This window comes from Anaerolineae bacterium (assembly GCA_013178015.1).
Classification (GTDB): Bacteria; Chloroflexota; Anaerolineae; order DRVO01; family DRVO01; genus Ch71.
Genome location: JABLXR010000015.1, coordinates 38,515 through 61,824 on the forward strand (window position 1 = coordinate 38,515; position 23,310 = coordinate 61,824).

Below are 23,310 nucleotides of genomic sequence, written 5' to 3' on the forward strand. Positions count from 1 at the left end.
TTCTGCACCGGGCGGTAGGTCTGGGCTGGCGGCCCAGGCTCAGCGATCGGCAAACCGGCGTGGATCGGCCTCCCTTCAGAAGCGTGCCGCTGTCCGCGGCCGACCATCCGTTCACCCGTGGATGGCGCCCCCTAGCAAGGCCCGCAGAAGGGAGGGGCGGTCGACTATACCCTGGAGTCGGCCTTCGCCGTCAACCAGAACGATGCTGCGCCTGCCTTCCTGCGCCAGCAAGCGGATTCCCTCGGCGATGGCGGCCGAAGCAGCAACGGTCACCGCCGGTGCCGACATGAGCTCGGCGGCCGTCTGCTGCGCCTCTCGGCCTTCCCCCGGGGCGAGACCGACACGCGATATCAGCGCCCGAATGATGCCAGGACGGGCCTCAGGGCTCACCCGGGCCATGAGGTCACCGTCGGAGATGACCCCTAATGGCCGTCGCTCGCTGTCGAGTACCACCACCCGCCCCAGATCGGAGCGAGCCATGGCCACAACCACCTCGCCGAGAGGGGCCTCAGGTGCGACGGCCGGCACGTCAGAGCGCATCAGGTCACGAAGCACATACAGCTCGCCGACAGGCGCTGGCGCAGCCTGCAGCCTCTGGGGTTCGTGAGCAACTTGGCGAATGACGTCACTACGGCTCAGCATACCCACCAGGCGGCCCTCGTCGTCCACCACTGGCAGCGTCTTGACATTGCGCTGCACCATGAGGCTGGCGGCTTCGGCAAGTGACCGGCCCTGGCTCACGGTGACCACTTCTCCAGTCATGATCTCCTTGGCCGTGTGGCCGACCGCCGCCAGCTCTTCCAAGAGGCACACCACGGCATCGTCCGTCAGGGCCTCAGGGCGCCGGAGACACAGGGCCAACTCTGGCCAGCGAAGGAAGTCGGCATCGGCCACGATTCCCACCACAGTCCCCGACTGGTCCACCACCGGCACCGAAGTGAATCGGCTCGAGAGCAGGAGCCGAGCCACCTCGGCAAGAGGGGTATCAGGCAGCACTGCTACGGGATCGGTGGTCATGACCTCGCTCACCCGGCGCCCCCTTGGGATCTGGGGCAGGTAGCGATGGCCGTACTTCACCACGTGGATGGGCTCTAGAGTGATCAGGCCTTCCCCCACCATGGCCGAGACGAGCGGCAATACGGCCTCAATTCTCTCCGTCCGGTCCACTACCACCAACATCAGAGGCAGATCGGCGGAGAGCCGCACCAGAGTCGCCATCTTGATGCGGCTGTGGGCCCCGAAGCCAGCCAGTCCCCGCAAGACCGTGGCGCCCGCCAGATCCTCCTGGCGCAGCCGCTCCAGTAGCGCCTGCCACAGCGGGCGCCCGTGCCACTGATCGCTCTCGCCGAGATAGACAGTGAGGCGCTGGTACTGCGGGTGCTCCGTCACAACCTCCTCCTTTGCGCTAGATGCCAGCGGCCAGGCGCGCGCCCAGCCAGGCACCCACAAGGCCAAAGCCCACACTGAGGAGAACGTTGGCCAATGCGAGAAGCCAACTGCCTTCGTCCAGCAGAGCCAGGGTCTCGACGCTAAAGCTGGAAAAGGTGGTATAGGAGCCCAGGAAGCCCACGGCAAGGAGCAGCCTCCAGCGCGGGCTGAGCGCTATACGCTGAGTGGTGAGGATCAGAAGGAAGCCCAGGACCAAGCTGCCGGTGCAGTTCACCACGAGAGTGCCGAGCGGGAAGCCGGTGGCGAACCGGCTGTCAACCCAGACGCCCAGCCAGTAGCGGGCGTTGGCTCCCAGAACCGCTCCGATGCTTATGGCTGTGACTTGATCCAAAGTCGAGGCTCTCCTGAACGGCCGTCGGTCCTGGCCGGACCCGAACCCCTACCGGCGACCGCTTGGTCTGTGGTAGAGGCTATCAGCCGGACGCACCGACGGTTACACCCTCGCGGGACAGGCGAGCCTCATCGCCAAGACCATTCTACCCTCCCACCGCACCCCAGGCCAGGCAGCGACTCACCTCAGAGCCGTTGCCTCCAAGTGCACGCTGTCGTCGCTGCCCTACCCCCACTCAAGCACCACCCCCAACCACCCCGCGCGGCCGCGGCGCAGGGTGGCGTAGGCTTTCGGGGCAGCGTCGTAGGGCAGCCGGTGGGTGATGAGGTGGTCCACCCTGACCGAGCCGTCGCGCAGCAGGTCCAGGAACAGGGCCCGGTTGCGCCGCTGGGTCCAGGGGAAGTAGGCGTGCCCAACTACGGGCGACGCGGGTTGGAAGCAGCCGATGATGCTCAGCTCCCGCCGCTGCAGCTCGGTGAAGGGGTCTATCTCCACCTTGTCGGGCAGGCTGCCCACAATCAGGAGCCGGCCGTTCTGGGCCGCGGCCTTCATCATGGTGGGTATGGTGGCCGAGGTCCGGGTGGCGTCGAAGAGAGCATCGGCGCCCCGGCCGCCAGTGAGGCGCACGATGGCCTCCACCACGTCCTCCCGGCCCGGGCTGACGGTGGCGTCTGCGCCCGAGCGGCGAGCCAGCTCCAGCCGATCGTCCAGCAAGTCCACTGCGATCACTGGTCGGGCGCCCGATGATCGGGCCATCTGCACGATAAGCTGCCCCACCACTCCTGCGCCGAAGACGGCGACCGCCTCCCCCAGTTGCAGGTTGGCCCGGCGCACCGCGTGCATGGAGACGCTGCCCAAGACCGCGAACGTTGCCTGCTCCGGGTCCACCGCCGCCGGCACCGTCTCCCAGTAGGTGAGCCGCTCCGGAGAGAGGTCCAGCAGGAAGTGGGAGGTATGCTGGGATAGGGTAAGGATGCGTTCGCCCACGGCGGGGCGCTCGACACCCGGCCCCACCGCCTCCACCACGCCGACGTTGGAGTAGCCGGGGTAGACGGGATAGCCAGGGTGGGTGGGCAGCTCGCCCAGGTAGCGAGTGATCTCAGTGCCGGCGCTGATTAGGGTGTGCTCGGTGCGGACCAGAGCCTGCTGCGGGCCCGGCTCGGGGAGGACGAACTCCTCCACCTCGGCGACGCCGGGGCCGGTGAATACGATGCGGTGGCCAGTCTGGGGCATAGCGGGCCTCCTGGGTGATGTTTTTGGGGGGAGTATAGCACTCCAGGACCGGGACTCCCTCGCGTCCGGCGTAAGGAGTAGCCTCTACCCGGGTGCATGCTTTGGCAAGTACGCCACCAGTGTGGTAAGAAAGCTATCGCGTCGCAGCCGAAGTGCGAGGCGCTGCCCCGGGGCACTCCAGCGCGACGACATGCCGCGCTGTGGGTGCGTCCTCAAGAGGAGGGAGTCCGCATGGTTCGATCACGCGCTTCCGGCCTGAGAGGCCTGGTCTGGGCACGCTGGAGCCCCCGGGCCGACCTGGCCGTGGTAGCCCTATCGTGGCTTCTGGTAGTAGGGGCGCTCTACACCGCTACCGTGGGGGTGACGGCCGACAACGGCATCGGCTACTTCCTGCTCTACGCCGTACTCGGGGCCGGCCTTTTCGGGATCGGCATCCCCCTGTACTGGACAGTCGTCAGGCGGGGCCGACCGCTCTCTGACCTGGGGATCACCAGTCGCTACCTGATGCCCAGCCTGGTCCTCCAGCTTATCTTCGCCGCCGTGCAGTACCAGGCTACTCTGGCTCGGACTGAACTTCCTCCTACGACGCAGCTGGTGCCGCTGGTAGCTCTGGCCCTGACCATCGGCTTCTTCGAGGCCGTGTTCTGGCGAGGATGGGTCTTGCTCCGCCTGGAGGAGTCCTTCGGGCTCATCCCAGCCGTCTTGGTGGGTTCCCTGTTATATGCCGCCTACCACATCGGCTACGCCATGCCCCTGAGCGAGATCACCTTCCTCTTCGTGATCGGCCTGATGTTCGCCGTCGTCTTTCGCCTCACCAAGAGCATCTTCATCCTGTGGCCGCTGTTGCAGCCCATGGGACAGTTGGTTACCCTCCTCCGCGACCGGCTGCAGTTGCCGCTGATTGCCTCCCTGGGCTTCGTGGAAGTGCTGGCCGCTATGTGGGTGCTGGTGCGGCTGATAGGCCGGTATCACCGGCGCCGAGCTTCAGGGACATAGGCCAAGACTGCTCGCGCGTGGGCATGCGGTCTCCTGACTCCTGACTCCTCCCCTTTGCTTTGGCGAGGTGCGGAGTGCTATACTGCCCGGTGCGGTCTGTAAGTCTGTACGGGACGTTAGTTCAAGGAGAGCAACCATGGCCGAGAGTCAGCCGAGCGAAGTCATCTACTCCGACCTCGTCGTCACCCGCGTCCTCGATGCCCCCATTGAGAAGGTGTGGCAGTTCTGGACCGAGCCGGAGAAGTTCAGGCGGTGGTGGGGACCGGCGACCTACACCGCGCCCAAGGTGGAGATGGACCTCCGCGAGGGCGGCAAGCTGCTGTGGTGCATGCAGGCACCTGCCGACCAGGGCGGGGGCGTGTACTGCAATGCCGGAATCTTCCGCAGGATCGTTCCCAATGAGCGGCTGGAGATCGACCTCAGGGGCTCCGATGAGCAGGGAGACCCCATCCCGGCCTCGGATTGGGGTGGGCCGGAGGAGTTCGACGTCGAGGTGCAATTCGAGAGCCTGGGCGGCAAGACAGTCCTGACCTACATCGCGCGCAATTGGCCCCTCACCCAGATGTTCGCCTACGCCTTCGCCGGCATGAATCAGTCGCTGGACAAGCTGGAGGAGGCGGTGAAGGGGTAACCTAACCCCCCCAATGCCAGATGCCTCTCGAGCATGCAGCGCCACCTGTCCTGCCCCAGCGCGAGGTCCCGCGGTCCACTTCGGCCTAAGTGGTGGTTGCGGGAGCGGCCGCGCTCGGAGATGCGCTTTGCGCAGTAAGAGCTTCGCCGGCACATCCTGACCTCTCGTGTCCCGAGGCATTGGCTCCTCGTGTGCGTCCGCAGCCAGACCCGTCCCGATTCGGCTGCCATCGCCCGGGAAGACGACCGCGTGATGGGCGTGCTCCACGCCAGCATGCACGAACTCCGGGCTCGAGCTACAGGCACCCGACTGCGTGAGGCGGAAAGCGGCTGCCGGTACCCACAGACCACAAGCGTCGGGACCTTCCCCTGGCCGCCCGGCCACGAGCGCCAGGACGATCCGCAGGTGTGCGGACCATCGCCGAGGCCGCCCGCGACCTGGGCCAGAAGCGGGACCTCTGGCTCGACCCTGCCGGCGCCAGTGAGAAGGAACTGAAGCGCCGCACCCTCACCAACCTGCATAGCCGAGGCCCCACCTGGGTCGACCTGGCCCACCGGCGGCTGGACGAGGCGGTGCTGGCTGCCTACGGCTGGCCCCACGACCTGGCGGACGAGGAGATCCTGGAGCGCCTGCTGGCGCTGGATCTGGAGCGGGCGGGAGGGAGAGGCGCGGGGACGCGGAGAGGGGGAGAGGGGACGGCGTGGTGTAGGGGTGGCTGCGGGTGAGGAGTGCCTGTGGGTGCCTCGCAGGGCGGGGTCCGGGCGCAGCGAGCGGGATGCCCGCTGCGGCGTGCTCTGAGCCCGTCGAAGGGGCCTGCGGCCGGAGGGGAGGGGGGCCGGGAGGCACATAGCGCAAGAAGAGCGCGGAGGACTGTTCCTCCGCGCGGCACCCACCGACGGGTCGCCTCCCTCCGGACCATCGGATTGGCGCCAGCTGCCGCTCCGGGCTGAACCCCGGAGCTACGACGAGGCGAAGCCGGCCCTCCGGCCGGCTGGGGGTCGGCTGGAAGGATTCTCCACCCACGAGGAGTCCGTCCCCTTCGCTTCACTCAGGGCAAGCTCTGAGCCCGCCCTTGGGCGGGCTTCGCTCACTCTAGCTCCGGGGTTCAGCCCGGAGCGGCGGGGTGACCAGACACCGGTTGCCCCAGCCCTGGGCTCACACTCTCGGGCCTCCCAGCACGCTCGCCGGAGCGCTCGACGGGGCTCAAGGGGTGTGCCATGCTGCCGATATAGAGCCCAAGGACAATGTCGCGTGCCTCATCAGTGAGCAGGCACCAGTTCCCACGGGTCTGTATATCGTGCATGCGGGTATCAGGCCGGTGCAAGCGAACCGGGCCGTAGGCCGGGCCGTCGCACGCCATAAGGGGGTATGGACATGGCCGCCACCACGCGGACATGTGTAGACACCTGTCTACTGAGGTAGACATTGAAGGCATCAGGGCGCCTGCCCTCGTATGTCCTCGCCCCTGGGTTGGCACCGTGCGCGGGGTCGCCCCGCGACCGCGGACACGCCAGACTCCGCCAATGCGCGCGGCGCCGCCCGCCCCAACCAACGTCGCTCGCTCCTCCCGCCCCCCGCCCACCCTGTGGTACAATACCCCCACACGCAAGCCGAACTCCACCGCACCCATCCGGGAGAGACAGCGCATGCAGTCCACCCTCTTCACCCAGCGCCGCGTCCGGATCGCGGACCACCTCGATCCCGAGGCCGACTGCGTCCTCTTCCAGGGCGACTGCCTCGACTTCCTCGCCACCCTCCCGGACCACTTCGCCACCCTGATCGTCACCTCGCCCCCCTACAACCTGGGCAAGGAGTACGAGAGCCGCCTCTCAGTCGAGGACTACCTGAGCCAGCAGCGGCAGGTCATTACCCAGTGCGTCCGGGCGCTTCACCCTCGGGGTAGCATCTGCTGGCAGGTGGGCAACTACGTGGACAACGGGGAGATCATCCCCCTGGACATCCTGCTCTACCCCATCTTCAGCGACCTGGGGCTGCACCTCCGCAACCGCATCGTGTGGCACTTCGGCCACGGCCTGCACGCCTCCAAGCGCTTCTCCGGCCGCTACGAAGTCATCCTCTGGTTCACCAAGACCGACGACTACACCTTCAACCTGGACGCCGTTCGCGTGCCCCAGAAGTACCCTCAAAAGCGCCACTTCAAGGGGGCCAAGCGGGGACAGCTCTCCGGCCACCCCCTGGGCAAGAACCCGAGCGACGTGTGGGAGATACCCAACGTCAAGTCCAACCACGTAGAGAAGACCATTCACCCCTGCCAGTTCCCGGTGGAGCTCATCGAGAGGCTGGTGCTGGCTCTGACTGACCCGGGCGACTGGGTGCTGGATCCGTTCATGGGCGTGGGGACCACCGCCATCGCCGCCATGATGCACGGGCGCCGGGCGGCCGGGGCTGAGATCGAGCCCGAGTACGTGCGCGTGGCCCGGGAGCGAATCGCCGCCGCCGAGCAGGGCCAGCTCCGTGTCCGTCCCATGGATCGCCCTGTGTACGACCCCGACGCGCCCCACAACAGCGCGCCGCCAAAGAAGGTGCGATTGGAGTTGGACGTCCTGCGTGCATGAGTCCTGCTCTCCCGGCCGCCGCTTCACGGACGGCTGACTTTCTCTATTGTGATCGAGGGGATAGACCATGAACCAGCGAACCGTTACCTGTCCACGCTGCGGCACTGCCAACGCCACCACCGCCGGATACTGCCGCGCCTGCGGCGCCGCCCTCAACCCCGATCTCCCCGTGCCCGCCCCCATCCGCATCCCCGTCAAGCGCGAGGGCAGCCGAGCCCTCACCGCCAGGGAGGCCAGCACCGGCCTAGCCCTCACCGGGGCCGCCGTGGTGGCCGGGCTGGGGCTGCGCCTGCTCTCCCGCGGAATCCGGGCCCTAGCTTCCCGGCCCATCTCCTCCCTCACCACCCAGGCCCGACGCCTGCTGCGCCCGGGCCAGAGAGCCGAAGAGAGGGCCGAGGTCCAGGCGGTGGACGCCGAGCGGCCCACCTTCTGGATGTACGGATGGCGGCGAAGCTACACCCGCTGGCCCGATGGCAGCAGCCAGGTGCAGTTCGAGGAGCTACACCGCCGGGGCCGACTCTAGTATCCGGCCCGGGCCGCAGGTGACAGTGCCTCCATTGCGGTTGCATAATGCAACCAGCAGGCGAACGCTGTGCAGCAGGAGGTGAGGGCATGGCCACGCTGCACGTGAGGAACGTGCCCGAGGAGCTATGCCGGCGCCTGGGGGCGCTGCCTCCTCCAGAGAGAGCCGGCCGAAGGGCCGGCTTCGCCTCGTCGTAGCTCCGCGGCTTCAGTGACCCCCGAGGAGTTCGCGCGCCCACGCGCGAACAGGCCCCCGGCACCAGCTGCCCTTGCCCAAGCACCGCCGCGCCCGGAGGGCGCTGCCTCCTCCAGAGAGAGCCGGCCGAAGGGCCGGCTTCGCCTCGTCGTAGCTCCGCGGCTTCAGCCCGGAGCCGTCCCTACTCCCCCACCACCGGCATCTCCGCCATCATCGCCAGGACCAGCACGAAGTCGTACACCCCGTGGACGATGACGCTGGTGGCCGTGTTGGTGCGCCTGCGGATCAGCCCCAGCACTGCTCCCAGCAGGAACACCACCACCAACGCATCCCAGTTGTACTGAAAGGCATGCAGGCTGGTAAAGAGCAAGTTGGAGAGGAGAATGCCCAGGCGGGGCTGGAGCACTCCGCGCACGGCCAGCTCCTCACCCAGGCCAGCAGACAGGCCCAGCACCACTGCCCCAATGGGAGTCATGAACGGGGCCAGAAGCGTGCCGAAGGCCTGGTCGAAGCCGGCCCCTCCGGTAGTCTCCCACCCCATCAGCTCCCAGAGCCACTCGATCACCAGCCCCAGGACGGCCACCAGCAGCACCAGCCCCACCCCCAGGGCCACGCCCGTTGCCGCCTGACCCCCGGTGACTCGCACCAGGCCTAGTCGTCGCAGCGCCTGCTCCAAGTCGCGCCGGATGCCGTAGCCCACAGCCATGATGGCACCAGGCACCAGCCAGATGAGGCCGTAGATCTCGCCCCGGAGCACACCCCCGCGGTCGCCCAGGTTCACGTCGCCCACGCCGGTGATCACCCCCGACAGCAGAGTGATGAGGGGCGGCTCGCCCAGAATAATGAGGGGGACGAAACTCTCCAGCGTCAGCGTCACCACCGTCACCAGGGCGATGGTGTGCACGAACGAGTCGGGATCCAGGGGCAGGTATCGGGCAGCCAGGCGGCGGACGGAGCGCAGGAACCCCAGGGCTCCTACGGCCGCCGCTGCCAGCATCCCCCCCATCACCAGAGCCACCCGACTCAGGTCCGCGGCATCGAGCTCGAGCCCGCCCGGGGCGCCCAGGGGCAGGCCTACCGAGAGGGCGCCGATGGCCGACCCAGTGGCCAGAGCGGCGATGACGAACACCAGCCCCGCGAGCCACAAGACGGCCAGGGTCCGCGCCCAGGTGTGGTAGAGCCCGAGGTACGCCAGCACCGCCAGCGGGACGAAGGGAAGCACGCGGTAGCCCTGCTCCACGAAAGCAGCAGCCTCGCCGCCGATCAGCAGACCACCGACGACGATCACCAGCACCACCAGCGCCACAATGCCCAGCCGCCCCCCACTGAAGCGCGGGCGGGCCCGATCATCCTGGCGGGGGGTCTCTTCAGGACCGACAATCATTGACTAGCTCCCAAGCCGGCGTCACGCGTGTCTGGGGCCTGGCCCAAGGGCCACGCGGCCACACCTTCTACCACACCCCTCGTAGGGGCGAACCTCGTGTTCGCCCTGGGCGGGCACGGCTTCGCCCTGGCCAGCGGTCCTGCCCCTACGGCAGACTGGCCTGTGCCGGCAAGCTCAGCCGCTCCGCTTGAGCTTGCCACTCCGCTTGGCATAGTACTCCGCCTTGGAGAACACGTACAGCCCCAGCGGGATGGCCACCAGCCCCATGCCCAGGAGGATCCCCAGGTCCGGAAGCAGCCGTCCCCAGTCCGCCCCTTCCAGGATGGCAGCGCGCATGGACCGCAAAGCATAGGTAGCCGGGGACGCGGCGGCGATGCGTTGCATCCACCCCGGCAGCACGTCCACCGGGTAGTAGATGCCGCTCACCAGCAGCAGCACCGCCTCCACCACGTGGGTCATCTGGTCTCCCTTCTCTGGGAAGAGCAAGGGCAGCACCGCAGTCACGATGCCGAACCCGATGAAGCTGATGCTCCCGGCAAAGGCGATGGCCAGGGCTCCGGCGAAATTGGCGCCGCTCACGCTCAGGCGGAAGAACAGGGCCACCACCACGAAGATGACGCTGGTGAACAGGAGCCCATACACGAGCGAAAAGAGCGTCTGCCCCACCAGATGGGTGCGTCGCGACACCGGCGCCATGAAGGTGTATTCGATGGTGCCCTCCCACCTCTCCCAGGAGATGGTCTCGCTGATGGAATGGAACACCAGGTCCAGATAGCCCCACACCAGGCTCCCCACCAGCAGGTAGAGCACCAGGTAGTTGGTATCCACCGCCACCCCGGTGATGGCCTCCATCCCGGCGCCGATGTACGTGATCGCCAGGGCGTTGACCACGCTGTAGATGAGCCACACCAACTCCCAGCCCCAGTAACGCCGCACCAGGTTGAAGTTGCGCTCGACGAAGGCGTAGGAGGCGGACGCCTCCCGCACCACCGAACGCGTCACCCCCGCCAGCACGCTCATATCACCACCTCTTCGCCCACCAGCCGCTTGCCGGTGAGCTCCATGAACACGTCCTCCAGGGTGACCGAACGATCGCCCACCGGGAGCTGCGCCTTGAGCCCGGCAGGCGTGTCCAGAGCCACGATGCGGCCCTCATCAATGATCGCCACCCGGTCGCAGAGGGTCTCAGCCTCGTTCATGTCGTGGGTGGTAAGCACCACCGTGGTATCGTGGGAGTCGCGCAGCTCCCGCACGAACTGCTGCACGTCCCGCTTGGACCGGGGATCGAGTCCGGTGGTGGGCTCGTCCAGCAGGAGCAGGACGGGCGACGTCAGGAAGGCCCGGGCAATGGCCACCTTCTGCTGCATCCCCCGGGACATCTCATCCAGCGGGGAGTAGACCGACCGGCCCTCGATGCCCAGGCGCGCCAGGATGGCCACGATCTTCCGCCGAGCCTCTCCGCCGCTCAGACCGTACAACCGGGCGGCGTACATCAGGTTCTCCATGGGGGATAGCTTCTTGAAGAAGGCTGCCTCCACCGACACCCGGTTGATCATCCGCTTCACCGCCTCGCTTTCCCGGACCACGTCGTGGCCGAAGACGCGGATCGTCCCTCCGTCGGGAATGAGTAGAGTGGCCATCAGGCGCACCAGGGTGGACTTCCCGCTCCCGTTGGGTCCCAGGACGCCGAAGATTTCGCCCCTATGGACGGTGAGGCTAACGTGATCCACCGCCATGACCCTCTTCTTCTTGGCGCCCGAGCGACGGAAGAAGGACGGCAGGGCCAGACGGCCGTTGCCGCCGAAGGCCTTGGCTACCTCGGTGATCTCCAACGCGGTCTCAGACATTCGCGTCTCCTGCTAACCCGCAACTGAAAACGACGCGCGGCCGTCGCTACGTCGGCACTCTGACGAAGCTCACGGCCGCGGCTGCACCGCGATGGCAAACAAAAAGGGCCGTGAGCTAGCGCCCACGGCCCCGAAGTCAGCTCAAGTCACTGGGCGATGGGCGCACTACTCCCATGACGGGCCAAGCCGCCGGTCACACGCATGTTGACCAGGGCGCTTCGGACTCGTGTCATGTGTAGTCTCCCGACCTCCTCATCAAGCTGGCCGCATTCTAATCGGGGTCGGCTCCGGTCGTCAAATCGCCCAGCACCTCGACCCTGGCAACCCAACCCCCTCACGATGCGAGGAGTGCCCGCGCCCACGCGCGAGCAGCACCTCGCGTCTCGGGACGCTCGCTCTCTACGGGCACTGCCAACCGGCGCCCCCACGGGGCGTTAGGCTTTGCGTCAGCAGCCGGGCTCGCCGTAGTTGCCGCAGCAGGCACTGCCGGTGCGGACTCGAATCCAGAGGTTCTTGGCCACCAGCCGCAGCTTGCGCCCCAACGGCATCGGCTGCTTCAGGTTCTCCCACGTCGCACTCACCGTCGGACGGTGCTGCCCATCACACATTCGACCACCTCGATCGGCCCCGCTGCCGCTCAACTGGCGGGGCCGGCGCCTCGCCGATTCTGGCGCCCAGCCGACCCACCCGTCAACCCCGGCGACCGATCCTCACGCGGTGCCTGGAAGGCGCGGCCACCTACACCGGCCATCGATACGCCGATCCTCAAGAGAGAGCCCACAACCCCGAGGAGTTCGCGCGCCCACGCGCGACAAGACCCCAACAGCACACCCCCCGTCTGGGCACCCCTTCCACCGCGAGACGCCGACGCCCCAAGCGAGCCCACATCCCCCGAGGAGTTCGCGCGCCCACGCGCGACAGCGCCGCAATAACACCCATGCCCGTCTGCCTGCCACGCCGGGACGCCGACGCCTCGGGCGCGAGCCCTGACCCGCCGAAGGCCCAGCCAAGCATCTCCAGCGCGCGGACTTGCCCCCGACCGACCTGTGGCCAGACCCTCTCGTTCTCAGCCCGAAGCTGCCACTCGACTTGTTCCGCACTGGAGCTGTCCACTATCATGGCTACACTGAAGCCCCGGCGAGAGCCCGGAAGGTAAGCCCCGGCGACCCCTCGCGTCACCGTTGGAGGAGATATGTTTGTGCAGCAATTCCGGACGGGCGGCGACCGCAACTTCGGCTACCTGGTCGCCGACGAGGACACGCAGCAAGCTGCCGTCATTGACGCGTCGTACTCCCCCGACTCCATCCTCGGCTTCGCCCACGACCGAGGCTACCGGATAGCCTACGCCTTCAGCACCCACGCTCACGGCGATCATACCAACGGCAACCCGGTCATAGAGGCCGCCATCGGCAGACCCGTTCTCCTCTACGGCCACCGGGACCCCGACACCGGTATCACCCTCACCGACGGCGCCAGGCTACCCCTAGGCAACCTGCAGATCCGAGTCATCCACACCCCCGGACACACCGAGGACTCCATGTGCCTCTACGTGGGCGATGCCGTCTTCACCGGCGACACCCTCTTCGTGGGCAAGGTAGGCGGGACCGACCTGGGCCAGGGTGCCCGCCAGCAGTACCACTCCCTGCACCAGAAGCTCATGACCCTCCCCGGCAGCACCACCATCTTCCCCGGCCACGACGTCGGCGTGTCACCCGTCTCCACCGTAGCCCACGAACGGGAGACCAACCCTTTCCTGGCCCAGCCGGACTTCGAATCTTTCGTGCTGCTGAAGGCAAACTGGTCGGCCTACAAGGCGGAGCACGGCATCAAGTGACCGCCTGGTACGAAGAGAGCTTCGGAAGCGAATACCTACGACTGTACGCCCATCGGGACTTGGCCGAGGCCTGCGCCAACATCCGGGCTATCGAAGCCCTTCTCTCCCCGCCCAAGGACGAGCCCCTGCTCGACCTCTGCTGCGGTGCGGGCCGCTACCTGGTGGCGCTTTGGAGGGCCGGCTTCCGGCGCTTGGTCGGCCTTGACCTCTCCGAGGATCTGCTCCAGGTGGCGGCCAAGGAGCTCCGGCGGGCGGGGGTCCCTCAGGTGTGCCTTGTCTCCGGGGAGGCTGTCGGGGATGATGCTCCGGACGCCGAGCGTGTGCTGCTGGTGCGGGAGGACATGCGCCGCATCCCCTACCGCGACATCTTCGCCACCGTCATCTCCATCTTCACCTCCTTCGGTTACTTCGAGACGGACGAGGATAACCGGGCCGTCCTGGTGGCGGTGCAGCGGGCCCTGCGCCCCGAGGGCACCTTCCTCCTGGATTATCTGAACCGCGACCACGTGATCACCCACCTGGTGCCCGAGGACGAGCGGCTCCTCCCCGACTGCCGCGTCCACAACCACCGGTGGATCACTGACGACGGACTGCGAGTGGAGAAGCTGGTCACGATGACGCCAGAGCGTGGGGAGCCCCGCCAGTTCCGGGAGTCGGTGCGCATGTACTCCCAGCGGGAGATGCGGGAGATGCTGATCTCGGCCGGCTTCGCCGCCGTAAGGGCGTATGGGTCCCTGGCCGGCGAGCCCTATGGGCCCGATTCGCCCCGGCTGGTCCTGGTCGCCCAGGCTCGGAGTTGAGGGGAGCGAGAGCATGGCCCGGAGCCAGACGAAGGTAGAGCTTCCCTGTTCGATCGAGTACGTTCCCGAGCGCGACCTGCCAGCGTCGGCGGGCAACCAGCTCTACCTCGACTACATCGCCGGCGCCCCGTCGGCACGTCGGTTCTATGGTCACGGTCCTCTGGACTTCACCGCCGCCCTCGCCGAGCGCCAGGCTGTCCCCTACCCGCGCGCCCGCCTGGCCCACCTTTTGGAGGCCTACAACGCCGGGCTAGGTGCGGCACCCGAGGCCCTGGCCGGGGCGCGCGACCTGGCAGATAGCGACACGTACTGCGTCATCGGGGGCTCTCAGGTCGGCTTCCTCGGCGGGCCGGTCTACACCACCTACAAGATCGTGGCCATCATCCGCCTGGCGCGCCGCCTGGAGGAGAAGTTGGGCGTGCGCGTGGTGCCAGCGTTCTGGCTGGCCAGCGAGGACCACGACTTCCAGGAAGTGAACCACGTCTACTACCTCCAGCCCGACGGGGAAGTGGGCCGGGTGCGCTTCACCTGGAACGAGCAGGGCAAACCGATCTCCGCCCTCCCCCTGACTCCCGAGGCGCAGCGCGCCGCCAACCAGTACTTCGCTGCCCTTGAGCCAGGGCCACACCGGGATGAGACGCGAGCGCTCTTCGCCCCCCGGCCGGGCGAGACTTACACCTCCTGGCATGGCCGCGTATGGGCCGACCTCTTCTCGCCCCAAGGGCTGGTGTTGGTGCAGCCCGAAGTGCTCCGGCCGCTGGCGGGCGACTTCTTCGGCCGGGCTCTTCAGCAGGCGGAGGCCATCGCGACGGCGCTGGCCCAGGTGGCGGGAGAGCTGCGGCAGTATGGCTACCAGCCTCAACTCACTTCGGCCGATGCCGGACGGCTCTACCTGATAGATGAAAGGGGCCGCCGCCTGCGCGTGGACGATGCGCCCACTCACGTGGAGCGAGCTCGCCGCCAGCCCGAGCACTACTCCACCGACGCCGCCCTGCGACCCGTGTTCGCCGACGCCGTCCTGCCGGTGCTGGCGGACGTCCTTGGGGCAGGAGAGATCGCCTATCAAGGGATGCTCCAGCCGCTGCACGGGTTGTTCGACGTCCCCCAGCCGGTGCTTTTCCCCCGCCCTCACTATACGGTGGTAGGCCCCGAGGAGAGCCAGGCACTAGAGCGCTACGGTGTCACCGCCAGAGACATCCTTACGGCCCAGCTAGACCCAGCCGGGATCTTCCGTCGCGCGGCAGCCGATCACGACAGGGCCGAGTTCTATCGGGCCCGATCGGAGGTGAGGAAGGCGCTGGAGCCTCTGCGGGAGCGGGTGGAGCGCATTGACCCCAGCCTGGGTCGCACCTGGGAGGGCACCCTGGCGAAGGCGCTGCGAGCCGTGGACAAGCTGGAGGAGCGGGCCCAGCGAGCCCAGTTGAGCCAGTCCGGTAGAAGCAGGCAGGGGTTGCACGCCCTGCGCAACGCCCTCCTACCCCGCGGCCGGCTCCAGGAGCGCATGCTACCTCTGCCTCACTTCCTGAACCGGCACGGCCGTCCCTTCCTCCAGCTCCTCTTCGACGCCGGCCAGCTCTGCCGGTTCGATCACTCCATTCTCACCTTGGAGGAGGCTGATGCCCGGGGTTGACCTGATGGCCTTCGGGGCTCATCCAGACGATATCGAGATCTGCTGCGGCGGCACTCTCATCAAGCTGGCCCAGGCGGGCCACTCCGTGGTCATGGTGGACATGGTCCGCGGCGAGATGGGCACGCGAGGAACGGCCGAGACGCGCCTGGCCGAGGCAGAGGCCGCCCGCCGAATCATCGGCGCGGTGGCCAGAGAGAACTTGGCCCTCGAGGACGGGTTCCTCCAGCCCAGCAAGGAGGCCAAGCGCCGCGTGGCCGAGGTAGTCCGACGATACCGGCCCAGCATGGTCCTCGTCCCTTACTACCAGGGACGTCACCCCGATCACTACCACGCCAGCGATATCGCCTACGAGGGCGTGTTCCTCGCCGGGCTGGCCCGCTTCGAGACCGGGCAGGAGGCCTATCGCCCCTCCAGGCTCCTCTACTACATGACCCGACAGGGTTTCGAACCCACTTTTGTGGTGGACATCAGCGCTCAGTTCGAGCGCAAGATGGAGGCCATCTACGCCTATGCTACCCAATTCCGCCCGGACGTCGGCGACTGGGGCCAGACCCGTCTCACTGCGCCCGGGTTTCGGACCTCGCTCGAGCACTGGATGGGCTACTATGGCTCCTTGATCGGCACCGCCTACGGTGAGGGCTTCCTCGTACGGGGCATCTTGGCAGTAGAGAGCCCCCTGGATCTCACCTTCGCCTCGTTCTGAGGGCCGGAGCCAACCCGACCACGTAGCGCGCCCGGCTAGCCGCCTTACCCACCGAAGCAAGGGAGGAAGTATGCACATCGGGATAACCTGCTATCCCACCCACGGAGGCAGCGGCGTCGTCGCCACTGAGCTGGGCAAGTACTTGGCAGAGCGCGGCCACGAAGTCGCGTTCATCAGCTACTCAATGCCGCTGCGCCTTACCACGCTTCCGCCTCGGGTCAGCTTCCACGAAGTGGAGATAGTGGAATACCCTCTGCTCCAGAACTTCCCCTACAGCCTCGCGCTGGCGGCCAAGATGGTGGACGTAGCCCGGACCCGCAAACTGCAGATACTGCACGTTCACTACGCCATACCCTTTGCCGCCGCGGCCCAATTGGCGCGACGCGCTGCCCCCGATCTCAACCTGAGAGTGGTGACCACACTCCACGGTACCGACGTCACTCTGGTGGGCAACAACCCCTCCTTCCGTCCCATTACTGCCTCCATCATAGACAACTCCGACGCCGTGACCGCCGTCTCCCACTTCTTGCGCGAAGAGACCTACCGCCAGTTCAAGGTGGAGAAGGAAATCCAGGTCATCTACAACTTCGTTGACCCGGAGCGCCACCAGCCACCCTCCCCCGCCTGCATCCCTACGTGCGACCGTGCCCGCCAGGTGACCCTGATGCACATCTCCAATTTCCGCCCCGTGAAGCGCGTCGCCGATGTGATCCAGATCTTTGCTCGGGTGGCCGCTCGCCTGGATGCCAGGCTGATCCTCATCGGCGACGGGCCCGAGGCAGGGATGGCCCTGGAGCTGGCGCGGAGCCTGGGGGTGGGCGATCAGGTGGTGTTCGTGGGCGTGGTGGACGAGGTGGCGCCTCTCCTCTCGGTGGCGGATCTGTTCCTCCTGCCCAGCGAGACGGAGAGCTTCGGGCTGGTGGCCCTGGAAGCCATGGCCAGCGGCGTTCCCGTGGTCGCCAGCGACGTGGGTGGATTGCCTGAGGTAGTCGAGCATGGGGTCTCCGGGTACCTTGCCCCGGTGGGCGACGTGGACAAGATGGCCGAGTACGCCATCGACATCCTGTCCGACCGGGAGCGGCGGGCCAGATTCTGTCAGGCGGCTCGAGCCCAGGCACGCCGGTTCGACTACCGAGACATCGTTCCCCAGTACGAGGCCGTGTACGAGAGGGTCCTGGCCGAGGAGACGGTGTCACACGGCTGAGCCCGTCGCGTGGACACGCACGGATCCCGCCCCTGCACAGATACAGGGTCGGCAAAAGGATGGCGGGTGGCTTCGGGCTAGCGCGACTCTGGGCAATCCTTAGCCTCTCTCGGTTTTGACCCCGCTGGAGCGCAAGGGTAGGATGATAGCAGCGCGGACGGCCTGGCCGTCCGCGCCTTCGCGAGCGATTGCACCTCGAGGGGAGGGTGACTATGCCCGGCGGCACTGGACGGTTCAGAGTAGTGGCTCAGGCCATGGACTGGGGCGGCCCGGAGGCAGAGAACGAAGCCCTGGCTGGCCTGGATGTGGACTTCGAGGTGAGGGACTTCGGCAACGACGAGGACGCGGTCATCCAGGCAGCTCGCGGCGCCCATGGCCTTATCCTCGGCTCCGGCTGGGCCACGCGCCGCGTCATCCACGCCCTGGCTCCGGACCTCAAGGTCATCTCTCGTTACGGTGTAGGCTACGACCGGGTGGATCTGCAGGCAGCCACCGACCACGGGGTCGTCGTGGCCAACGTGCGAACTGGCGGCGTCTTCAACCAAGAAATGTCCAACCACGCCATACTCCTGCTGCTCGCCTGTGCCAAGAAGCTCATGCCGCTCAACCGGATCGGGCACACCGCCAACTGGAGGGAGCGTACCCGCTATACCCGCCCCATGGTGCAGATCTACGATCAGGTGCTGGGCATCATCGGCCTGGGCGACATCGGCGCCATGACCGCCAGGAAGGCCCGTGCCTTTGACCTCACCGTCCTCGCCTACGACCCCTTCGCCACTCCGGAGAAGGCCGCCGAGTGTGGCGCCGAGTTGGTGGACCTGGACCAGCTGCTGCGCCAGTCCGACTTCGTGTCCATCCACTGCCCCCTCACCCCCGAGACGGAGAACCTGATCGGAGAGCGTGAGTTTGGCCTTATGAAGCCCACTGCCTACCTGATCAACACCGCCCGTGGGCCCATCGTAAACGAGCCTGCTCTCATCAGGGCGCTCCAGGAAGGTCGCATTGCCGGGGCCGGGCTGGACGTCCTGGAGAAGGAGCCTCCGGACCCGGACAACCCCCTGCTCGGAATGGAGAACGTCATCATCACCCCTCACTGTGCTGGCATCTCCGACCGGGGCACTTTCAACGTGAAGAAGAAGGCGGCCGAGAACGTCGCCCGAGTGCTGACCGGCCGGTGGCCGGAATCGGTGGTCAATCCCGATGTGAAGCAGGTGCTGGGCCTGCAGCCGTAGAGGCACCCTTGTCCCAGGGGCGACCCCGGGTGCCGCCCCCGGGCCTGTGGCCGCAATGCGAACCCTCTAGAGTATCTAGCCTGCCAGACAGGAGCCAACCGCCATGCCCAGACCGGTGGTGATACACGATTACGACCCTTCCTGGCCCGCCATGTTCGAGCGCGAGAGGGCCCGAATCCAGGAGGCCCTGGCCGGACGAGGGGCCGTGGTTGAGCACGTGGGCAGCACCGCCGTGCCCGGGCTGGGAGCCAAACCCATCATCGACATCCTCATCGGGGTCGCGAACCTGCAGGAGGCGGATGGGTGCGTCCCTTGCCTGGTGGCGCTGGGCTACACCTACTTCCCGGAGCACGAGGCCGAGATTCCCGATCGCCGCTATCTGGATAGGCAGGGCGAGGACGGCTCGTATCATGTGCACATGGTGGAGATCGGCGGGGATTTCTGGGAGCGTCACCTGCTTTTCCGGGACTACCTGCGCGCCCATCCCGAGGTAGCCGCGGAGTACGACCGGCTCAAGCGCGACCTGGCACAGCGGTACGGCACCGACCGCGAGGGCTACACCAACGCCAAGACCGATTTCGTCCGCGCCATCGAGGAGCGAGCCCGCCGCGACCGCCCGCGGGGATGTAGCCCCGCCCCCTGAGGAGTCCGCGCCCCCAGGCGCGCTACGCACTTCGGGGCCTGGCGCGCGTGGGCGCGCGCACTCCTCAGAGAAGGGTATGTCCGAGGAAGGGTCGAAGCCTATCCGCGCCACTCCCTCCGTGTCTTTCCTACCCCTCCCTGGTCTCCTCTTGAGGAGTCCGCGCCCCCAGGCGCGCTACGCACTTCGGGGCCTGGCGCGCGTGGGCGCGCGCACTCCTCAGAGAAGGGTATGTCCGAGGAAGGGTCGAAGCCTATCCGCGCCACTCCCTCCGCGTCTTTCCTACCCCTCCCTGGTCTCCTCTTGAGGAGTCCGCGCCCCCAGGCGCGGGGCGCCTTCTGAGGCATGGCGCATCGGCTGGCGCTCTGGGTTCACTATGGTATACTGCATCGGTAAGGAATTCGGAGGGTACGCGGAAGTCTAGGCAGGGAGACAAACACATGAATCTAGCCAAGGGTTGCCCGGGCTCGCTGCACTTGCGGGAGCCGCGCCCGGAGTACGTCGAATGCCCCAACTGCCAGGCCGAAGTCGAGATCTGGACCGACGAGCCCCTGGCCCGGTGCGAGTCCTGCGGCTTCTGGCTCACCCACGAGGTGGGCGCCTCGTGCATAGACTGGTGTGCCAAGGCGGCCGAGTGCGTCGGGCTCGACCTCTACGAGCGCCTGAAGCAGCGCCGGCCCCCCGAGACAGGCCAGAACCAGGCCGACTGAGGGTCCCCCATCGGGGACACGCCGCTTAGGCGTGAGCCGAAAGAGGATCACACCTGCCGAGCCCAGTTCTCCAGAAGCAGACCTAGTCGACCCTGTCTGCTCGACCGGCCGAGGTCTGCTGCCGTTGGTGTATCTCGCCCAGGAAGTCCTGCGCCCCCTCGAGGCTGATGGCCAGATTGGCAAAGCGCACCGGTCGGCCCAGAAGCCGGGCCTCGATCGGTCGTGAGAGGGCCATCTCCACCACACCCTGGCTGCTAGCTACCAGAGCCAACCCCTCGGCCTGGCGCACGCACACCCCGAAGTGGCACATCCGCCTCCCGGTGCCAGCTCGAGCCAGGGATATCCCGGACACAGGGATGCGGGCCCGGAAGTACCGCCCCACCCGCACATCCACCTCGTCGCCCTCTAGCCGGGCATAGGCGTTCTCTCGCCGTACCCCTAAAAGGGCTAGAGAGAGGCGCCAACCACGCGCCACCATCATCGGGTAGACTCGACCTGAGCGCTTACCGCCGGCGTCGTCAGATGCGCTACCGTCCATGATCTCCAGTTTTCGACTGTCCTCTGATCCGCCGCCCCACCTAGACCCGCACCTTCAATGCCTTCGGTATCACCCGCAGGGTAGCCGGCACAGTGCCGACCAGCTCACCGTCGGCCTGTATCAGGATGTGGTCCTCGCTCTCCACCTTGAGCTCTCGCGCACGACGGATCTCTATCTGTCGAAATACAGTATGCCACCCAAAGTACACTGTCGGCAAGCGCGCCAGCAGACCCAGCCGGGAAAGCGCGTGCAGTATCACTACGTCGAATAGACCATCGCTCATGTCGGCCTGAGGGGCCACCTTCATCCCCCCGGCGAAGTAGCGGCCGTTGCAGGCAAAGAATGAGGTAAACAGCCCCTCCATTCGGTCGCCATCCAGAGTGGCGCGCACCCGCTTGTTGTCATAATGCATGATGGACTGCACCACTTCGAGGAGGTAGGGCACTGTGCCGCCGATGCGCCTACCAGTCACCCGGCTGCGAAGCAGCCCCTCTACTACCTCACCGTCGAAGCCCAGGCCGGCCGCGTTGAGGAAGAGGCGGCGCTCCGTACGTCCGTCGCGCTCCATGAGGATCTCGCCCACGTCTATGGTCCTCGTGGTTTCTCTCTCGGTGAGAGCCGAGATCGTGCGCCGCACGTCCCCCAAGCCCAGCGTCCGCACTAGGTCGCAGCCAGTACCGCGCGAGACGATCGCCAGTTGCGTCGCGGGCACTAGCCCGTTCCCGTTGCACAGGCCGTTCACCACTTCGTTGACAGTGCCATCCCCGCCGACAGCCACCACTATCTGACAGCCCTGATGCACCGCCTCGAGCGCCAACTGCGTGGCGTGCCCGGGCGCCTCGGTAAAGACGTCCCGAAAGCGCAACCCCCGGGCCAATAGATGCGACCGCAGGTCAGGCCACTCGTGCCCCACAGCACCCCCCGCCGCTGTGGGGTTGACTATCACGCTGATCTCCCCTTTGCCCATGGCCCCTGTCCGCACTACGGTGTGTCGTTGCTTACAACCCGGCTCCCTCGACCGGGTTGCGCGATCAGCGTGGCTAGACCGCCTCGGCTACTCTGACCAGGCCCAGCGCGGCCAGCAGCCCGGGGCCGCTATGGCTGGCAATGGCTGAGCCGGTCTCAAAGATGCGGATCTCCTCCCGCGGGAAGCCCGTCTCGCGCGCGAGCTCGTCCGCGAAGGCCTCCGCCCGTTCGCGTCTGAAGGTGTGCCCTACAGCCAGAGCCTCGAAGGGAGCCCGCTGCACGAACTCGGCCAGCATCCGCCTGACACCGCGTTCCCAGGTTCGGTTCAGGGCCCCCAGCCTCATCTCACCGTTGGCGAAGGTGAGGATTGGCTTGATGCTCAGTGCTTTCGCTGCCCGGTCCAGTGCAGCGATGAAGTGGTCGGCCCGACCGCCGCGCCGGAGGAAAGATAGGGTATCCAGCACCAACTCGATCCTCACTCGCGACCGCACATCGGCCACCTTCTCCAGTATCTGATCCACCGGCAGGCCCTTTGCCGCTGCTTCGGCAGCCGCCAGAACCTGCCAGCCCAACCCCCAGGAGAGGCTCTGCGAGTCGCATACGGTCACCTGGTCACCGAACTCGCGCGCCGCAGTCCAGGCGGAGGCATAGACGCTGCTGTGCCTGCTGGTGAGGGTGAGGCACAAAACGTGATGGCCCTCCTTCACCAGGTTCTGGAAGGCGCTCAGGAAGTAACCCAGGGAAGCTCCTGAAGTGCTAGGAAGGGTGGCCTCCGAGCGACGCCAGAACTCCTCTCGGGATAGCTCTGTGTCGAGGTAGGTCTCCTCTCCGAACCGCACGATGAGCGGCACCACGGTGATACCATGGCTGGCGATTAGGTCCGCTGGCAGGTCGCAACTGGTGTCAGTGACGATCTGAACCCGGTTCATGTCTTCGCCATCATCCTCATTGAATTGCGCCCTCTACGGGCCTGGCGGATGCCCGACCGCGCCCGAGGTCAGATCACCCTGCTGCGCCTCCGTCCATCAGGCGCCAGCGTCGCCCCCTGGCCTCCACCATGCCGGTGAAGGCCCGGAAGGCAGTTTGGGCCGCCTCTTGCGCTCCTCCCTCGCTCTCGCCGGTGGCCACGATGTCAACCGGCAGAAACCCTTCGCCCTGCGACCAGAGGGCCACGTAGGCCTTGAGGTACGTTCCCCGCTGGTGCGCAGATACCTCATGGATGAGCGGAGCCACCTCCGATTCGTGCATCTCCACTGCCAGCCGAAGACAGCAAGTGCGCCGGGAAGCCCGCCGGGCCAGGGCCGGCATGACATGGGCCTCGAAGGTTCCCATCATCTCCTTAGGCGGGCCGGGAAGTACGAATATGTCGGTCGCCCCACGGTGCAAGTGAAGTTCGGGCGCCGACCCCACCGGGTTCTGCCCCACCTCCGCCCCTGCCGGCACGGTGGCCATCTTCAGCGCCCCTTGGCTGAGCTCAGACCGATCCTTGAGGTTTCTCCGCTGCACGAATCGCTCCACCGTCTCCTCGTGGAGCTCCAGCGGCACTCCCAGGAGCCGGGCCACGCAAGCTACCGTCACGTCGTCCTCAGTCGGCCCCATGCCGCCAGTGACGATCACCGCGTCCGGCTGCCGCTCCAAGGCGGAGCGCAGGACGTCCAGGAGGTACTCTTCCTCGTCGGGCACGATGGTGATGCGGTTGATGAAGGCCCCCAGCCCCGCCACCCGTCCGGCGATCCACGAGGAGTTGGTGTCCTGAATGCGCCCCATGGCGATCTCGGTGCCCACAGCCACGATCTCGACCTGAAGCGGTCTCTCGTTATGCTCCATGCAGTCACCTCTGCGTAGGACACAGGCTACCAGCGAGGCGCTACCGCGCCGTCGGGCCCGG

The 23,310-nt window shown here is 66.9% G+C and carries 24 protein-coding genes; 13 read left to right on the forward strand and 11 right to left on the reverse strand.

Annotated elements, in window-relative coordinates:
* Positions 1–111: 111 nt before the first annotated feature.
* The 3 genes from HPY83_07215 to HPY83_07225 all read right to left on the reverse strand — a co-directional run bounded on the left by HPY83_07215 (position 112) and on the right by HPY83_07225 (position 3,013).
* Positions 112–1,389 carry a CBS domain-containing protein gene (locus HPY83_07215; GenBank protein NPV07738.1) on the reverse strand — a complete coding sequence of 426 codons (1,278 nt, stop codon included), beginning with the start codon at positions 1,387–1,389 and terminating at the stop codon, positions 112–114.
* Between the two features lie 16 nt (positions 1,390–1,405).
* Positions 1,406–1,780, reverse strand: a complete 375-nt coding sequence (gene crcB / locus HPY83_07220) for a fluoride efflux transporter CrcB (protein NPV07739.1) — start codon at positions 1,778–1,780, stop codon at positions 1,406–1,408.
* Positions 1,781–2,005: 225 nt separating this feature from the next.
* Positions 2,006–3,013 carry a zinc-binding dehydrogenase gene (locus HPY83_07225; GenBank protein NPV07740.1) on the reverse strand — a complete coding sequence of 336 codons (1,008 nt, stop codon included), beginning with the start codon at positions 3,011–3,013 and terminating at the stop codon, positions 2,006–2,008.
* A gap of 231 nt (positions 3,014–3,244) precedes the next feature.
* Between HPY83_07225 and HPY83_07230 the strand changes: the two genes are divergently transcribed.
* The 5 genes from HPY83_07230 (at position 3,245) to HPY83_07250 (ending at position 7,739) form a co-directional block, all read left to right on the forward strand.
* Complete coding sequence (locus HPY83_07230; protein ID NPV07741.1) at positions 3,245–4,009, forward strand: CPBP family intramembrane metalloprotease; 765 nt, start codon at positions 3,245–3,247, stop codon at positions 4,007–4,009.
* A gap of 136 nt (positions 4,010–4,145) precedes the next feature.
* Positions 4,146–4,640: an SRPBCC domain-containing protein gene (locus HPY83_07235; GenBank protein ID NPV07742.1), complete on the forward strand. Its 495-nt coding sequence runs from the start codon at positions 4,146–4,148 to the stop codon at positions 4,638–4,640.
* A gap of 407 nt (positions 4,641–5,047) precedes the next feature.
* Entirely contained in the window at positions 5,048–5,365 is a 318-nt protein-coding gene (locus HPY83_07240; GenBank protein NPV07743.1) for a hypothetical protein, read from the forward strand.
* 921 nt (positions 5,366–6,286) lie between these two features.
* A complete protein-coding gene (locus tag HPY83_07245) occupies positions 6,287–7,216 on the forward strand; it encodes a site-specific DNA-methyltransferase (protein NPV07744.1) in 930 nt (309 codons plus the stop codon).
* A gap of 67 nt (positions 7,217–7,283) precedes the next feature.
* On the forward strand, positions 7,284–7,739 hold the full coding sequence (locus HPY83_07250; protein NPV07745.1) for a zinc ribbon domain-containing protein: 456 nt from the start codon (positions 7,284–7,286) through the stop codon (positions 7,737–7,739).
* Positions 7,740–8,115: 376 nt separating this feature from the next.
* On the opposite strand, the gene HPY83_07255 is transcribed toward HPY83_07250, so the two are convergent.
* The 4 genes from HPY83_07255 to HPY83_07270 all read right to left on the reverse strand — a co-directional run bounded on the left by HPY83_07255 (position 8,116) and on the right by HPY83_07270 (position 11,773).
* Positions 8,116–9,318: a CPBP family intramembrane metalloprotease gene (locus tag HPY83_07255; protein NPV07746.1), complete on the reverse strand. Its 1,203-nt coding sequence runs from the start codon at positions 9,316–9,318 to the stop codon at positions 8,116–8,118.
* Between the two features lie 174 nt (positions 9,319–9,492).
* Positions 9,493–10,338: an ABC transporter permease gene (locus tag HPY83_07260; protein ID NPV07747.1), complete on the reverse strand. Its 846-nt coding sequence runs from the start codon at positions 10,336–10,338 to the stop codon at positions 9,493–9,495.
* Positions 10,335–11,165, reverse strand: a complete 831-nt coding sequence (locus tag HPY83_07265; protein NPV07748.1) for an ABC transporter ATP-binding protein — start codon at positions 11,163–11,165, stop codon at positions 10,335–10,337. Before HPY83_07265 ends, HPY83_07260 begins: the two co-directional genes overlap by 4 nt.
* Positions 11,166–11,611: 446 nt before the next feature.
* On the reverse strand, positions 11,612–11,773 hold the full coding sequence (locus HPY83_07270; protein ID NPV07749.1) for a hypothetical protein: 162 nt from the start codon (positions 11,771–11,773) through the stop codon (positions 11,612–11,614).
* Between the two features lie 584 nt (positions 11,774–12,357).
* Between HPY83_07270 and HPY83_07275 the strand changes: the two genes are divergently transcribed.
* From HPY83_07275 to HPY83_07310, 8 genes are all read left to right on the forward strand, one after another.
* Complete coding sequence (locus HPY83_07275) at positions 12,358–12,999, forward strand: MBL fold metallo-hydrolase (protein ID NPV07750.1); 642 nt, start codon at positions 12,358–12,360, stop codon at positions 12,997–12,999.
* Positions 12,996–13,799 (forward strand): class I SAM-dependent methyltransferase, encoded by an 804-nt coding sequence (locus HPY83_07280; GenBank protein NPV07751.1) that lies wholly within the window; start codon positions 12,996–12,998, stop codon positions 13,797–13,799. The genes HPY83_07275 and HPY83_07280 overlap by 4 nt, the downstream gene beginning before the upstream one ends.
* Positions 13,800–13,812: 13 nt before the next feature.
* Positions 13,813–15,429: a bacillithiol biosynthesis cysteine-adding enzyme BshC gene (gene bshC, locus HPY83_07285; protein ID NPV07752.1), complete on the forward strand. Its 1,617-nt coding sequence runs from the start codon at positions 13,813–13,815 to the stop codon at positions 15,427–15,429.
* Positions 15,416–16,132, forward strand: a complete 717-nt coding sequence (gene bshB1 / locus HPY83_07290) for a bacillithiol biosynthesis deacetylase BshB1 (protein NPV07753.1) — start codon at positions 15,416–15,418, stop codon at positions 16,130–16,132. The genes bshC and bshB1 overlap by 14 nt, the downstream gene beginning before the upstream one ends.
* 70 nt (positions 16,133–16,202) lie before the next feature.
* A complete protein-coding gene (gene bshA / locus HPY83_07295; protein ID NPV07754.1) occupies positions 16,203–17,336 on the forward strand; it encodes an N-acetyl-alpha-D-glucosaminyl L-malate synthase BshA in 1,134 nt (377 codons plus the stop codon).
* Between the two features lie 212 nt (positions 17,337–17,548).
* Positions 17,549–18,568, forward strand: coding sequence for a C-terminal binding protein (locus HPY83_07300; protein ID NPV07755.1), 1,020 nt, complete (start codon positions 17,549–17,551; stop codon positions 18,566–18,568).
* Positions 18,569–18,671: 103 nt separating this feature from the next.
* On the forward strand, positions 18,672–19,211 hold the full coding sequence (locus HPY83_07305) for a GrpB family protein (GenBank protein ID NPV07756.1): 540 nt from the start codon (positions 18,672–18,674) through the stop codon (positions 19,209–19,211).
* Between the two features lie 437 nt (positions 19,212–19,648).
* Positions 19,649–19,918, forward strand: coding sequence for a phosphohydrolase (locus HPY83_07310; protein NPV07757.1), 270 nt, complete (start codon positions 19,649–19,651; stop codon positions 19,916–19,918).
* A gap of 82 nt (positions 19,919–20,000) precedes the next feature.
* On the opposite strand, the gene HPY83_07315 is transcribed toward HPY83_07310, so the two are convergent.
* From HPY83_07315 to HPY83_07330, 4 genes are all read right to left on the reverse strand, one after another.
* A complete protein-coding gene (locus HPY83_07315) occupies positions 20,001–20,456 on the reverse strand; it encodes a hypothetical protein (protein ID NPV07758.1) in 456 nt (151 codons plus the stop codon).
* 40 nt (positions 20,457–20,496) lie between these two features.
* Positions 20,497–21,423, reverse strand: a complete 927-nt coding sequence (locus HPY83_07320; protein NPV07759.1) for a diacylglycerol kinase family lipid kinase — start codon at positions 21,421–21,423, stop codon at positions 20,497–20,499.
* 73 nt (positions 21,424–21,496) lie between these two features.
* Positions 21,497–22,351 carry a DegV family protein gene (locus HPY83_07325; protein NPV07760.1) on the reverse strand — a complete coding sequence of 285 codons (855 nt, stop codon included), beginning with the start codon at positions 22,349–22,351 and terminating at the stop codon, positions 21,497–21,499.
* 73 nt (positions 22,352–22,424) lie between these two features.
* The gene (locus HPY83_07330; protein ID NPV07761.1) at positions 22,425–23,249 is read right to left on the reverse strand and encodes a competence/damage-inducible protein A; all 825 of its coding nucleotides are present in this window, start codon (positions 23,247–23,249) and stop codon (positions 22,425–22,427) included.
* Between the last annotated feature and the right edge of the window lie 61 nt (positions 23,250–23,310).

Excerpts from the sequence above, each read along its gene's own strand:
- HPY83_07225 (NPV07740.1), bottom strand. The coding sequence starts at position 3,013 with ATGCCCCAGACTGGCCACCGCATCGTATTCACCGGCCCCGGCGTCGCC.
- HPY83_07230 (NPV07741.1), top strand. The coding sequence starts at position 3,245 with ATGGTTCGATCACGCGCTTCCGGCCTGAGAGGCCTGGTCTGGGCACGC.
- HPY83_07235 (NPV07742.1), top strand. The coding sequence starts at position 4,146 with ATGGCCGAGAGTCAGCCGAGCGAAGTCATCTACTCCGACCTCGTCGTC.
- HPY83_07245 (NPV07744.1), top strand. The coding sequence starts at position 6,287 with ATGCAGTCCACCCTCTTCACCCAGCGCCGCGTCCGGATCGCGGACCAC.
- HPY83_07250 (NPV07745.1), top strand. The coding sequence starts at position 7,284 with ATGAACCAGCGAACCGTTACCTGTCCACGCTGCGGCACTGCCAACGCC.
- HPY83_07255 (NPV07746.1), bottom strand. The coding sequence starts at position 9,318 with ATGATTGTCGGTCCTGAAGAGACCCCCCGCCAGGATGATCGGGCCCGC.
- HPY83_07260 (NPV07747.1), bottom strand. The coding sequence starts at position 10,338 with ATGAGCGTGCTGGCGGGGGTGACGCGTTCGGTGGTGCGGGAGGCGTCC.
- HPY83_07265 (NPV07748.1), bottom strand. The coding sequence starts at position 11,165 with ATGTCTGAGACCGCGTTGGAGATCACCGAGGTAGCCAAGGCCTTCGGC.
- HPY83_07270 (NPV07749.1), bottom strand. The coding sequence starts at position 11,773 with ATGTGTGATGGGCAGCACCGTCCGACGGTGAGTGCGACGTGGGAGAAC.
- HPY83_07275 (NPV07750.1), top strand. The coding sequence starts at position 12,358 with ATGTTTGTGCAGCAATTCCGGACGGGCGGCGACCGCAACTTCGGCTAC.
- bshC (NPV07752.1), top strand. The coding sequence starts at position 13,813 with ATGGCCCGGAGCCAGACGAAGGTAGAGCTTCCCTGTTCGATCGAGTAC.
- bshB1 (NPV07753.1), top strand. The coding sequence starts at position 15,416 with ATGCCCGGGGTTGACCTGATGGCCTTCGGGGCTCATCCAGACGATATC.
- bshA (NPV07754.1), top strand. The coding sequence starts at position 16,203 with ATGCACATCGGGATAACCTGCTATCCCACCCACGGAGGCAGCGGCGTC.
- HPY83_07300 (NPV07755.1), top strand. The coding sequence starts at position 17,549 with ATGCCCGGCGGCACTGGACGGTTCAGAGTAGTGGCTCAGGCCATGGAC.
- HPY83_07305 (NPV07756.1), top strand. The coding sequence starts at position 18,672 with ATGCCCAGACCGGTGGTGATACACGATTACGACCCTTCCTGGCCCGCC.
- HPY83_07310 (NPV07757.1), top strand. The coding sequence starts at position 19,649 with ATGAATCTAGCCAAGGGTTGCCCGGGCTCGCTGCACTTGCGGGAGCCG.
- HPY83_07315 (NPV07758.1), bottom strand. The coding sequence starts at position 20,456 with ATGGACGGTAGCGCATCTGACGACGCCGGCGGTAAGCGCTCAGGTCGA.
- HPY83_07320 (NPV07759.1), bottom strand. The coding sequence starts at position 21,423 with ATGGGCAAAGGGGAGATCAGCGTGATAGTCAACCCCACAGCGGCGGGG.
- HPY83_07325 (NPV07760.1), bottom strand. The coding sequence starts at position 22,351 with ATGAACCGGGTTCAGATCGTCACTGACACCAGTTGCGACCTGCCAGCG.
- HPY83_07330 (NPV07761.1), bottom strand. The coding sequence starts at position 23,249 with ATGGAGCATAACGAGAGACCGCTTCAGGTCGAGATCGTGGCTGTGGGC.